The 12,655-nt window shown below is 67.4% G+C and carries 12 protein-coding genes; all 12 read left to right on the forward strand.

The features are described 5' to 3' along the window. Nucleotides 1-389 precede the first annotated feature (389 nt). Nucleotides 390-2,054: an ATP phosphoribosyltransferase gene (hisG, locus tag Q0H23_RS05185; protein ID WP_293836355.1), complete on the forward strand. Its 1,665-nt coding sequence runs from the start codon at nucleotides 390-392 to the stop codon at nucleotides 2,052-2,054. Between the two features lie 3 nt (nucleotides 2,055-2,057). Further along, entirely contained in the window at nucleotides 2,058-3,461 is a 1,404-nt protein-coding gene (gene hisD, locus Q0H23_RS05190; RefSeq protein WP_293836357.1) for a histidinol dehydrogenase, read from the forward strand. A 2-nt stretch (nucleotides 3,462-3,463) separates the two neighbouring features. Continuing rightward, nucleotides 3,464-4,618 carry a histidinol-phosphate transaminase gene (hisC, locus tag Q0H23_RS05195; protein WP_293836359.1) on the forward strand — a complete coding sequence of 385 codons (1,155 nt, stop codon included), beginning with the start codon at nucleotides 3,464-3,466 and terminating at the stop codon, nucleotides 4,616-4,618. After that, entirely contained in the window at nucleotides 4,611-5,198 is a 588-nt protein-coding gene (gene hisB / locus Q0H23_RS05200; protein ID WP_293836361.1) for an imidazoleglycerol-phosphate dehydratase HisB, read from the forward strand. Before hisC ends, hisB begins: the two co-directional genes overlap by 8 nt. Then, nucleotides 5,198-5,923, forward strand: coding sequence for an imidazole glycerol phosphate synthase subunit HisH (gene hisH, locus Q0H23_RS05205; protein WP_293836363.1), 726 nt, complete (start codon nucleotides 5,198-5,200; stop codon nucleotides 5,921-5,923). The genes hisB and hisH overlap by 1 nt, the downstream gene beginning before the upstream one ends. Next, complete coding sequence (locus Q0H23_RS05210; RefSeq protein ID WP_293836365.1) at nucleotides 5,920-6,744, forward strand: HisA/HisF-related TIM barrel protein; 825 nt, start codon at nucleotides 5,920-5,922, stop codon at nucleotides 6,742-6,744. Before hisH ends, Q0H23_RS05210 begins: the two co-directional genes overlap by 4 nt. Beyond that, nucleotides 6,744-7,526, forward strand: a complete 783-nt coding sequence (hisF, locus tag Q0H23_RS05215; RefSeq protein ID WP_293836367.1) for an imidazole glycerol phosphate synthase subunit HisF — start codon at nucleotides 6,744-6,746, stop codon at nucleotides 7,524-7,526. The genes Q0H23_RS05210 and hisF overlap by 1 nt, the downstream gene beginning before the upstream one ends. A gap of 1 nt (nucleotide 7,527) precedes the next feature. Further along, nucleotides 7,528-7,866, forward strand: coding sequence for a phosphoribosyl-AMP cyclohydrolase (gene hisI / locus Q0H23_RS05220; protein WP_293836369.1), 339 nt, complete (start codon nucleotides 7,528-7,530; stop codon nucleotides 7,864-7,866). A 2-nt stretch (nucleotides 7,867-7,868) separates the two neighbouring features. Then, on the forward strand, nucleotides 7,869-8,186 hold the full coding sequence (hisE, locus tag Q0H23_RS05225; RefSeq protein WP_293814651.1) for a phosphoribosyl-ATP diphosphatase: 318 nt from the start codon (nucleotides 7,869-7,871) through the stop codon (nucleotides 8,184-8,186). Nucleotides 8,187-8,655: 469 nt separating this feature from the next. Next, on the forward strand, nucleotides 8,656-9,426 hold the full coding sequence (locus Q0H23_RS05230; RefSeq protein WP_293836371.1) for a DeoR/GlpR family DNA-binding transcription regulator: 771 nt from the start codon (nucleotides 8,656-8,658) through the stop codon (nucleotides 9,424-9,426). Continuing rightward, entirely contained in the window at nucleotides 9,423-10,328 is a 906-nt protein-coding gene (gene pfkB / locus Q0H23_RS05235; protein WP_293836373.1) for a 1-phosphofructokinase, read from the forward strand. The genes Q0H23_RS05230 and pfkB overlap by 4 nt, the downstream gene beginning before the upstream one ends. A 151-nt stretch (nucleotides 10,329-10,479) precedes the next feature. Further along, a complete protein-coding gene (locus Q0H23_RS05240) occupies nucleotides 10,480-12,453 on the forward strand; it encodes a fructose-specific PTS transporter subunit EIIC (RefSeq protein WP_293836375.1) in 1,974 nt (657 codons plus the stop codon). Nucleotides 12,454-12,655: the final 202 nt, after the last annotated feature.

Raw genomic sequence — 12,655 nt, forward strand, 5'->3', positions numbered from 1 at the left:
CCGAGTAGAGGCCTCTTTCGGGCTTTTGCCAACTGGGGTTTTGCTGCGAGATTCCGCTGGCTACTTCGCCCAAGTCGAATTAGCCCCCTACTTAGCGACTTTTTTCGCTTTGGGGTCTCGAGCTATTTGGCTGAAGCGACGGCATGGACGGGGCCGATCTGGCTATAGAACCCCGATGATCCAGTGCCTAGGAAACACAAAGTTAAACTTTAGCTTACTAAAGTCATGCGTTGATCGACGCTTTACTATGCTAAAGTGAGTGCCCGAAACGTTGGCGAAATGGGCGAGCGATAGACTCGTCGCCACGAGATTCGGATCTGTTTTCTGAGCGGGTGGCGTCTGCCGCCTATAACGTGCTCGTTCGTCCGGGACGCGAGAGGGAGTAGAACGTGGTCATAGGAACGCCCAGAGGATTTAGGGACATTCTGCCTGAGGAGGCACGCGCCCGTGAGTCCATTCGTGACACGGTGCGTTCCTGCTTTGATGCCAAGGGATATGTGCCCGTGGAGACCCCGCTGCTTGAGGACCGCTCCATGCTCGAGACTGCCGGCCGCATCAAGGGGTCGCCGTTCCAGCTCTTCGACTCGGACAATCGCCTCCTCATGCTGCGCCCGGACCTCACGCTTCCCATCGCGCGCCTCACCGCCCAGCGCCTGACGCGAGAGAGCCTTCCGGCGCGCCTGCGCTACGAGGCGCCGGTCGTTCGAGAGCAGGGCGCCCTCCGCGGCCAGCCGCGCCAGTTCACGCAGCTCGGCGTCGAGCTCATCGGCGGGGAGGACGTCGCGGGCGAGGTCGAGGTCGTTTCGCTCATGGCGGACACGCTCGCCGCCCTCAAGGTCACGAACGTGCGTATCGTCGCCGGCTCCGTCCGCCCGCTGCTGGCGCTCCTCGAGGCGGATGTCGCGGATGAGACCCTTCGCGAGCAGGTGCTCTCCTACGTGCACGAGAGCAACCTCGTCGCGCTTGACGAGTGCGTCGAGGCCGCCGGCCTGCCGCGCCCCATCACGCGCGCCCTCCACGAACTGCCGCGCCTCCACGGCGACGAATCCGTGATCGACAAGGTCGACGAGCTTCTCGAGGCGGCGTGCGTGCCGGAGGCCAAGCGCGGAACAAGCGAGCTCCGCGGGCTCGTCGCGGGCCTCGCGAAGACCGAGGCAGCAGCCGAACTCTCCTTCGACTTCAGCATCATCAACAGCTTCGACTATTACACCGGCATCATCTTCAAGGCATACGTCGACGGCGTCGCCGCGAGCCTCGCCTCGGGTGGCCGCTATGACGCGGTGCTCGCGAACCTCGGCATGCCGGGCGTCGCCGCCTGCGGTTTCGCCCTTTCGCTCGAGCGCCTGCAAGAGGTCCTCGGCCGCGCGGGTGCCTCCGGCATCGCGACGCCGGGCGTCCACGTTGGGTCGCGCCCGCTGCGCATTGCGGTTCCCAAGGGGTCGCTCTTCCCGGACACCCTCGCCACGCTCGAGCGCGCGGGCCTGCCCGTCGACGATCTGCGTGACTATGGCCGCAAGCTCATCATTCCCGCTGGTGACGTCGAGTACGTGATCGTGCGCGCGACGGACGCCCCGGCCTTCGTCGCCCATGGCGGTGCCGACTGCGGCATCTGCGGGTCAGACTCCCTCTTCGAGGCGGACCTCGACCTTCTCCAGGTCGTCGACCTCGGCTACGGGGCGTGCCGCTTCATCGTCGCCGAGCCCCGTGCCAACGCGGGTATGGCCGAGCGCGCCTACGCCTGGCGCGGCACGATGCGCGTCGCGACGAAGTACCCGCGCATCACGCAGGCCTACTACGACCGCATCGGCCAGCAGGTCGACATCCTCGCGCTGCACGGAAACATCGAGCTCGGCCCGATCGTTGGCATGACGGACCGCATCGTCGACATCACCGCCACCGGCACCACGCTGCGCGAGAACGACCTCGTCATCGTCGATGACGTGATGGAGTGCACCGCGCGCTTCTTCGCCGGACCCGCCGCCTATCGCTGCGACGCCCGCATCCGCGACCTCGCCGACCGCCTCGCCGCGGTCACGGCAACTAAGGAGGACTAGCCCATGATTCGAGTCGACCTCACCGGTGGGCGAGAGCTCACCGAGAAGGACATCAAGCGCTCTGGCGCGCTTCCTCGCGAGGTGATGGACGCCGCGGAGGCGATCGTTGACGACGTCCGCGCGAACGGCGACGCCGCGGTGTGCGCCTATTGCGAGAGGTTCGACGGCAGCTGCCCGGCGACCTTCCGCGTGCCGGACGAGCTCCTCGACGCCGCCCCCTCGATGGTTGACGCGGAGTTTCTCGCCTCGCTCGAGCGTGCGCACGCGCAGATCCGTGACTTCCACGAGCGCGAGGTATCCCAGTCGATGTTCACGACCCGCGCTGATGGCACGATCCTTGGCGTGAAGGTGACACCGCTGCCGAGCGTGGGCATCTATGTCCCGGGCGGCCGCGCGCAGTACCCCTCGACCGTCCTCATGAACGCCGTCCCGGCCAAGGTCGCCGGCGTGCGCCGCATCGTCATGGTGACCCCGCCCCAGCGCGACGGCTCGCTTTCCGCCTACACCCTCGCCGCGGCCAAGATCGCCGGAGTCGACGAGGTCTATGCCGTCGGCGGCGCCCAGGCCGTGGCCGCGCTCGCCTATGGCACGGAGACCATTCCGCGCGTCGCCAAGATCACGGGCCCGGGCAACGCCTACGTTGCCGCCGCCAAGCGCTACGTCATGGGCGACGTGGGCATCGACATGGTCGCCGGCCCCAGCGAGGTCTGTGTCCTGGCCGACGCCACGGCGGACCCCGTCGTCGTCGCGGCCGACCTCATGGCCCAAGCCGAGCACGACCCCATGGCCACCTGCTACCTCGTGACGGACGCGCCGGAGCTTCCCTCCGCCGTAGAGGGCGCCATCGAGCGCCTCGTCTCCCAGAGCCCGCGCGAAAAGATCACGCGCGCGAGCCTGGACCACGGCGTCATCGTGTCCTGCGACACGCTCGCTGACGCGGTCGCCGCGGTGAACGTCGTCGCGCCCGAGCACCTCGAGCTTCACTGCGCGGACGCCATGGGCCTTCTGGGCTCGATCGAGAACGCGGGTGCCATCTTCGTGGGCCCGTGGAGCTCGGAGCCGCTGGGCGACTACGTCGCCGGCCCCAACCACACGCTGCCCACGGGCGGCACCGCGAAGTTCTCGAACCCGCTTGGCGTCTATGACTTCGTAAAGCGCTCCAGCGTCATCTCCTACACCCCCGCGGGCCTCGCGGCCGACGGCCCCGCCGTCCAGGCGATCGCCCAGTCCGAGGGCCTCTGGGCGCACGCCCTCTCGGTGGGCATGCGCAGGAAGCTCCTGGCGGAGGGTGCCGAGAAGTTCGCCGATCCCGCCGCTGCCTGCGAAGGTGCCATGCGCTGCGCGTGGCCTCGTGACCTCGACGCTCCCGGCGTTCCGTATCTGCCCGGCTACGATGGGGAGGAGTGACCATGGCCCAGCTCTCAGAGCGCGTCAAGGCGCTCGTCCAGCCTCACCTCCGCACGCTCGAGCCCTATGATCCCAACTTCACGCCCACGCACGTGAACCTCTCCGCCAACGAGAACACCTATGACGTGCCGGCGCCCGCCCGCGCGCTCATCGACGCGGCGCTCGCCGCCACGCCCACGAACCGCTATCCGGACCCGATGAGCAACGACCTGCGCGACGAGCTCGCCGCGTGGCACGGCGTCGCGCGCGAGAACGTCATCGCGGGCAACGGCGGAGACGAGCTCCTCTACAACTTCCTGCTGGCCTTTGGCGGGCCGGGTCGCACGCTCGTGAACGTTCCCCCGACCTTCTCGGAGTACGCGTTCTTCGCCTCGCTCACTCAGACCGGCGTGCACGACGTCTGGCGTGACCCCGAGACGTTCCTTCCGCAGGCGGACGAGCTCGTGGCGGCCGCGGGGGAGGCAAGCCTCGTCATTCTCACGAGCCCGAACAACCCCACGGGCGACGTCGCTCCGCTCGAGCTCGTTGCGCGCGTATGCGACGCATGCCCGGGCCTCGTGATGGTCGACGAGGCGTATGGCGAGTTCGCCGCCGCTGGCACCTCCGCCGAGGCGCTGCTCGCCGAGCATGACAACCTGCTCGTGCTCCACACGCTGTCGAAGGCCTTCGCGCTTGCGGGCGCGCGCTGCGGCTACGTCATCGCCGCGCCTGACGTCATCGACGCGCTCGCCGCGGTGCGCCAGATCTACTCCGTCAACGTGCTCACGCAGGCCGCGGCGCTCGCCGCCGTGCGCGCCCGCGCCGAGTTCGACGCCACGGTCGAGAAGATCGTCTCGGAGCGCTCACACGTGTACGAGTCGCTTGCGCGCGTCGAGGGCGTGCGCGTCTGGCCGAGCGAGGGCAACTTCGTTCTCGCGCGCATGGCTGGCGCGAGCCGCGTCCGCGAGCGCCTGCGCGACGAGCGCTCGATTCTCGTGAGGGACTTCAGCTATGCGCCGGGCCTCGCCGATTGCCTCCGCATCACGGTGGGCACGCCGGAGGAGAACGACGCCGTTATCGAAGCGCTCTCTGAAATCGTGCCCGAGGAGGCCGCCCGCGCGGTCGCCACAGGCAACGAGCCCGCTTGCGCAACCAATAAGGAGGACCAGGATGACTAGGTCTGCGACCGTCTCGCGCAAGACTGGCGAGACCGATATCACGATCACGATCGACCTTGACGGCTCCGGCAAGGTCGACGTCGAGACCGGCGTGGGCTTCTTCAACCACATGCTCTGCGCCTTCGGTCGCCACGGCCTGTTCGACCTTACGGTCCGTGCTGCCGGCGACACCCAAGTCGACGACCACCACACGGTCGAGGACGTGGGCATCGTCCTGGGCCAGGCCGTGTGCGAGGCCCTTGGCGACAAGGCGGGTATCACGCGCTTCGCGGACGTCGCGATCGCGATGGACGAGTCCCTCGTCCAGGCGGCGATCGACGTCTCCGGACGCGGGCAGGCCTACGTCGATCTTCCCGTGCCCACGCAGAAGGTGGGTACGTTCGACACCGAGCTCGCCGAGGAGTTCTTCATCGCCTTCGCACGCGACGCGGCCCTGACGCTGCACGTTCGCGAGCTTGCGGGCTCCAACTCGCATCACATCATCGAGGCGGCGTTCAAGGCCTTCGGTCGCGCGCTTCGCTTCGCGTGCGAGCTCGACCCGCGCGTCGTCGGCGTGCCGTCCACGAAGGGAAGCCTCTGATGAGCGCGATCGTCGTCATCGACTACCACAAGGGCAACCTCTCGAGCGTTCGGCGCGGCCTCATGCGCGCGGGCTGGGACGATGTCGTGATCAGCGACGACCCGGCGGCCATCCGCGCCGCCGCCGGTCTCGTGCTTCCCGGCGTCGGCTCGTTCTATGACGCGATCGAGTTCATGCGCGAGAGTGGTCAGGACGAGGCGATGCTCGAGGCCATCGGCCACGGGGTGCCGTTCCTCGGAATTTGCCTGGGCCTGCAGCTCCTGTGCGCGCGTGGTGACGAGGGTGTGCCGGCCGAGGCTGACGCGTCCGTGGAAACCGCTGACGCGGCGGGCGGCCCCTGGACGCCGGGCCTCGGTGTGCTCGCCGGCTCCGTTGCCAGGCTCGAGTCCGCGCGCCTCAAGGTTCCGCACGTGGGCTGGGACCAGCTCCACGTGACGGAGGAGGGGAGGGACTGTCCCCTGCTTGCCGGCGTGCCCGAGGGCGCGAACGTCTACTTCACGCACTCCTACGCCGTGGCGGACGACGCGGACGCGTCCCAGGTGGCGGCCCGCACCCACTACGTCCGGAGCTTCCCGTGCGTGGCCTGGCGCGACAACGTCTTTGGCTGCCAGTTCCATCCGGAGAAGAGCTCTGCCACCGGCCTTATGATTCTCCGCAACTTCGTCTCCATCGTGAAGGGCGCGAGCACAGCGCCCGTTCGCGTCGCAAAGGAGCCTGCCGCATGATCCTGTTCCCAGCAATCGACCTCATAGGCGGCAAGGTCGTCCGCCTCGAGCGCGGCGACCGCGCTCGCTGCAAGGTCTACTCAGACAACCCGGCCGCCGTCGCTCGTCACTTCCTCGAGCAGGGCGCCGAGTGGGTCCACGTCGTCGATCTCTCGAGCGCCTTCGAGGAGGACGATCAGGCCTGCGCCGCCAACGACGAGGCCATCCGCGCCATCTGCGCCGTCGAGGGTCTGTCCGTCGACGTGGGCGGTGGCGTGCGCTCCCTCGCGCGCATCGACGAGCTCCGCGACATGGGCGCCAAGCGCATCGCCCTCGGCACGGCGCTCGTTCGCGAGCCGGCGTTTGCCGAGGTCGTGGCCAGGGGCTTTGGCGGCCTGATCGTGGCGGACGTCGCCGCCAGGGACGGCGAGGTCAAGGTCAACGGCTGGCGCGACGGCATCTCCCGCAGCCTCGACGAGGTCGTGGGGGAGCTGCGCGGCCAGGGGTTCCGCCACCTCGTCTTCACCGACATCGCCCGCGACGGCATGCAGACGGGCATCGACGTGGACGCCTATCGCCGCGTCGCCGGCCTCGCGGGGTTCCCGGTGGTGGCGAGCGGAGGCATCACGAGCCTGGACGACATCCGCGCCCTCGCTGCCGCGGGTGATGACGTGATTGAAGGCGCTATCGTGGGCCGTGCCCTCTACGAGGGCAACTTCTCCCTGGCAGACGCGCTTGCCGCCGCTCACGGGGAGACGGGGGAGAGCAACGCCGTCGTGCCCGCCGAGGGCGCTACCGGCGACGCCCCCGCATCCGCCCGTCCCGAGAGGAGCGATGCCTAATGCTCACCAAGCGCGTCATCCCCTGCCTCGACGTCAAGGACGGCCGCGTGGTCAAGGGCGTCAACTTCGTCGACCTGCGCGATGCCGGAGACCCGGTCGAGCTCGCTGCTGCCTATGACCGCGAGGGCGCGGACGAGGTGGTCTTCCTCGACATCACGGCGACGAGCGACAACCGCGCCACCACGATCGACATGGCCTCCCGCGCGGCCGGCGAGCTGTCCATTCCCTACACCGTGGGTGGAGGCTTTAGAGACCTCGACGGCATGCGCCGCATGGTCGCGGCCGGTGCGGACAAGGTCTCGCTCAACTCCGCCGCCATCAAGAACCCCGAGCTCATCACCGCCGCGGCGCGCGCCTTTGGCAGCCAGGCCGTGATTTGCGCTATTGACGCGAAGCGTGTGGGTACCCCGGGTGCTCCCGGAGCCGACAAGTGGGAGGTCTACGTCGCGGGTGGCCGCAAGGCGACCGGTATCGACGCCGTCGAGTGGGCCGAGGAGGCCGCCCGACGCGGCGCCGGAGAGATCCTGCTCACGAGCATGGATCGTGACGGCACCAAGGAGGGCTTCGACCTCGCGCTCACGCGCGCCGTGGCGCGTGCCGTGCCCATCCCCGTCATCGCGAGCGGCGGCGTGGGCACGCTCGAGCACTTCGCCGAGGGCATTATCGAGGGCGAGGCTGACGCGGTGCTCGCCGCGAGTGTGTTCCACTTCGGGACGTTCTCCATCCGTCAGGTCAAGGAGTACATGGCGAGCCAGGGCATCCCCGTGAGATTGGATTTCTAGCATGGTCGAAGTCGTGGATCCGGCAAGCCTCAAGTACGACTCCCAGGGGCTCATCCCCTGCGTGGTGCAGCAGTGGGATACCGGCGAGGTCCTCATGGTGGCATGGATGAACGAGGAGTCCGTGCGTCTCACGCTCGAGCGCGGCACCACGTGGTTCTGGAGCCGCAGCAGGCAGAAGCTCTGGAACAAGGGCGTCACGAGTGGCAACATGCAGCAGCTTCGCGAGCTCTGGGCTGACTGCGACAACGACACACTGCTCGCGAAGGTGGACTCGCCGGGCCCGGCGTGCCACACCGGCAACCGCAGCTGCTTCTTCAAGACCGTCTCCAAGGAGGACTAACCATGGGAGTGCGCACCGCGAACGTCCAACCCGGCAACATCGGCGAGACCCTCGAGGGCCTTGCCGCGACCATTCATGCCCGCCGAGACGCCTCGCCCGAGACGAGCTACACGGCCCGTCTGCTCACGGACGTCGAGGACGAGCTGCTCAAGAAGATCGCGGAGGAGGCGAGCGAGGTCATCATGGCATGCAAGGACGATGACCACGACCATATCCGCTATGAGGCGGGCGACCTCGTCTATCACCTGCTCGTGACCCTCGAGCGCTACGGCGTGACCCTCGACGAGCTCGCGGGGGAGCTCAACGCGCGCATGAAGTAGGCAAGTGTCCGCAGGGGACCCAATTTCCAAGTCCGCAGAGGACCCAATTTCCAAGTCCGCAGAGGACCCAATTTCCAAATTACCCGCGAAGTAGGGGCCTGAAACGAGTCACCTGAAGTAGGGCTCCAAGTTTAGATTTAAAACATGCAGGTGAATAGTTTGCACGTTGGTGGTCTACTTTGCGAGTCGCCAATCAGGCCCCTACTTGACGACTTTTCCTTTGGGCGGCGGTTTTGCTGCGTTCGCGCGTGGCTTCATTTTGAGTCAAAAGCGTTGCAATCGAGCGCGCCGTGCCGCCTCAACCAACCGTTCGCCGCTTAAAATCGACCACTCACGCTCGCTTTTGCGTGAGTTTGCACACTATTGCTCAAATCTGCGCAGAAGTGTGCAATAGTACGCATTGTAAGATGCGAAAGCTCAGGCCCGCGGGCACTCAGGCCCCACGGCTAGAGCCGGCTGAAGGAGCGTCATGCTCGCCGAGGAACGTCGCCAGCGCATGGTCGAAATGGTCGCGGAGAACGCCACCGTTTCCGTCGCGGAGTTCGCCAACCTGTTCGACACGTCAGAGTCCACGATTCGCCGCGACCTCGATCGACTCGAAGGCGCCGGTCTTCTCGTGAAGGTGCACGGCGGCGCCGCCAGCGTCGAGACCGCGCTCACACCCGCGCCCTTCGTCGCCGTCGAGCCCACCATGGCCGAGAAGCGCGACCTCCACACGTCCGAGAAGCACGTGCTGGCCGCCTGGGCAGCAGCTCAGATCCAGCCGGACGACTTCGTCTACCTTGACTCCGGCTCCACCACGCAGGCCATCGTTGAGCACCTCTCCGAGAGTGCCTGCCTCGCGACCTTCGTCACCAACTCCGTCTCCCTGGCGCTCGCGCTCGCCAACCGCGGCGCCCGCACGATCGTCATCGGCGGCGACGTCAAGGCTGGCACGGAGGCCATCGTGGGCCCCGGCGCGCTCGACGCGCTCTCTCGCTACAACTTCTCCAAGGGCTTCTGGGGTGCAAACGGCGCCACGGTTGAGCAGGGCTTCACCACTCCGGACGCGAGCGAGGCCATGGTCAAGCTCGAGTCGATGAGGCACACCTGCGAGCGCTTCGTCCTGGCAGACGCCAGCAAGATCGGCGTCGTGACGCCGGTCACCTTCTCCCGCTTCGAGGATGCGACGCTCGTCACCTGCGGCGCCGTTGACCCCGCCATTTCTGCCCTCTCCAACGTCGTGGAGGTATCCGCATGATCTGCACCGTAACGTTCAACCCCTCGCTCGACTACATCGTCCGCGTGGACGACATGCGCCTCGGTGTGATCAACCGCACCACCTACGAGCAGGTTCTCCCCGGTGGCAAGGGCATCAACGTCTCCATCGTCCTGGGCAACCTCGGCCACGCCTCCCGTGCCCTTGGCTTTCTCGCCGGCTTCACCGGCGCCGAGATCGCCCGTCGCGTGAGCGAGGCTGGCGTCTCGGCTGACTTCATCGAGGTCGCCGAGGGCATGAGCCGCATCAACGCCAAGATCAAGAGCAACGAGGAGACCGAGCTCAACGGCCAGGGCCCGCTCATCACCGAGGAGAACATCGAGGAGCTCTACGCCAAGCTCGACGTTCTTGGCGAGGGCGACACCCTCGTCATCTCGGGTTCCGTGCCCAACGCGCTTCCCGGCGACATGTACGAGCGCATCATGGCGCGCCTCGACGGCCGCGGCGTCCGTATCGTGGTCGACGCCGAACGCGACCTGCTCACGCGCGTCCTTCCCTATAAGCCCTTCCTCGTGAAGCCCAACAACATCGAGCTGGGCGACATCTACGGCGTGACCCTCAAGACCCGCGACGAGGTCGTCCCGTATGCCAAGCGCATGCAGGAGGCTGGCGCGCAGAACGTGCTCGTCTCCATGGCGGGCGAGGGTGGCGTACTCGTCGCGGCCGACGGCCAGGTCTTCCAGAGCCCCGCCGCCAAGGGCACCGTCGTGAATTCCGTGGGTGCGGGTGACTCGAGCGTCGCCGGCTTCCTCGCCGGTCTCATCGAGACCGGCTCCTATGAGACGGCCTTCCGCATGGCTCTCGCCAGCGGCTCCGCCAGTGCCTTCTCCGACCACCTCGCCACGCGTCCCGAGGTCGAGGCGCTCATGGCCGGCTCTCGCTAGTCTCCTTCCGTCAATCCTCCTCCTTGCCGGAGCGCCCCTCTCCCTCGCGCTCGCGCGCGGCGCTCCGGCCCTTCTGTCATGCCGCACCGTTCCTGCGAGTTGGTGTTGCGAATATCGTCCGGGCATGCGCCCGGGAGAGAAAGGTTGAGTAATGAGAATCACCAGTCTGCTCAAGCCTGAGGCTGTCAAGATCGGGGGTGTCGCGTCTGACAAGGCCGACGCCATCGCCAAGCTCGTCAAGCTGATGGAGACCCAGGGCAACGTCGTCGACGTCGACGCCTACACCGAGGCCGTTCATGCACGCGAGTCGTTCGGTTCCACGGCGCTTGGCGAGGGTATTGCGATTCCTCACGCCAAGACGGCTGCCGTCTCCGCGCCGGGGCTCGCCGCGATGACGCTGCCCGAGGGCGTCGACTACGACGCGCCGGACGGCCTGCCCACCACGCTCATGTTCCTCATCGCCGCGCCCGACACGAAGGCCGACGTCCACCTCGAGGTCCTCTCGCGCCTCTCGATGCTCCTGATGGACCCGGAGTTCTGCGACAGCCTCCGCGCCGCCAAGACCTCGGAGGAGCTCCTCGCCGTCATCGACGCCGCCGAGGACGCCAAGCTTGCCGCCGAGAACGCGAAGGCCGCCGAGACCGCCACCGCTGACGCCGCAGGCTATGACCTCGTCGCCATCACCGCCTGCCCGACCGGCATCGCTCACACCTACATGGCTGCCGAGGCCCTCGAGAACAAGGCCAAGGAGATGGGCCTGCGCATCAAGGTCGAGACCCAGGGCTCCGCGGGCGCCAAGAACGTCCTCACTGCCGAGGACATCGCCGGTGCCAAGGGTGTCATCATCGCCGCCGACAAGAACATCGAGCTCTCCCGCTTCGACGGCAAGCCGCTCTTCAGCTGTCCGGTCTCCCGTGGCATCAACGAGCCCGAGGCTCTCATCAACGAGGTCATGGAGGGCCGCGCGCCCATCCACCACAACGCCGGTGGCGCCTCCGCTCCCGCCGCGACCTCTGACGGCGAGTCGACCTGGCACAAGATCTACAAGCACCTCATGAACGGCGTCTCCCACATGCTGCCGTTTGTGATCGGCGGCGGCATCCTCACCGCTATCGCGTTCCTCGTTGACCAGCCTGGCCTCGGCACCTCGGCCTACGGCTCCTCGATCCCGGCCGCGGCCCTGTTCAAGACCATCGGCGGCGAGGCGTTCGGCCTCATGCTCCCGATCCTTGCGGGCTACATCGCGAGCTCCATCGCGGATCGCCCGGGCCTTGCTCCCGGCTTCGTCGGCGGCCTCTTCGCCAAGGCCGGCTATGACTTCGCCTACCTGGGAACGCTCGACGCGACCACACTCGTCTCCGGCGGCTTCATTGCGGCGCTCTTCGCGGGCTTCGCTGCCGGTTACCTCACCCTGGGCATCGAGCGCGCCTGCGACAAGCTCCCGAGCTCGCTTGAGGGTATCAAGCCGATGCTGATCTACCCCGTCCTTGGCACGCTCGCCATTGGCGTCGTGATGCTTGCGCTCAACCCGGTCTTCGCCGCGATCAACACCGCGCTCAACGGCTTCCTTGCGGGCCTCGGCACGAGCAACATCGTGGTCCTCGGCCTCGTCCTCGGCGGCATGATGTCCGTCGACATGGGCGGCCCCTTCAACAAGGCCGCCTACGTGTTTGGCACCGCCGCCCTTGATCCCAGCTCCGGCCTTGGCACCACCGGCCAGGTCATCATGGCTTCCGTCATGGTGGGCGGCATGGTTCCGCCGCTGGCCATCGCCCTCTCCACCACGTTCTTCAAGAACCGCTGGACCAAGCAGGACCGCAACGCCGGCCTCGTGAACTACATCATGGGCCTCTCCTTCATCTCCGAGGGCGCCATTCCGTTCGCCGCCGCCGACCCTGGCCACGTCCTGCCCAGCTGCATCATCGGCTCCGCCATCGCTGGCGGCCTCTCCGCGGCCTTTGGCTGCACCAGCCCCGCCCCGCACGGTGGCGCCTGGGTCGCCGCCGTCATCGGCAACCCCGCGATGTGGCTCGTCGCCTGCCTCGTGGGCTCCGTGGTGGGCTGCCTCATCCTCTCCCTCTGGAAGAAGCCGCTGGACGCCAGCGAGTCCGGTCTGGAGAAGTAGGGGCGCGCGGACGCGGGTGCCCCGCGGGGGTGGGGCGCCCGCCGGGGCGAGGCTCGCGGAATGCGCTGGCTCGCCTGCGCGAATACTTGCTCGCGACATAGCGTGACGTCTGGGGCGGTCCTTCGGGGCCGCCTCTTTCGTTTGGGGGCGTTTGCCTGCCTTGCCCGTCGCGCCGCGTCGTTCGCAACCGCTCCGTTACGGC

The sequence above is a fragment of the uncultured Parolsenella sp. genome, from assembly GCF_934660935.1.
GTDB lineage: Bacteria > Actinomycetota > Coriobacteriia > Coriobacteriales > Atopobiaceae > Parolsenella.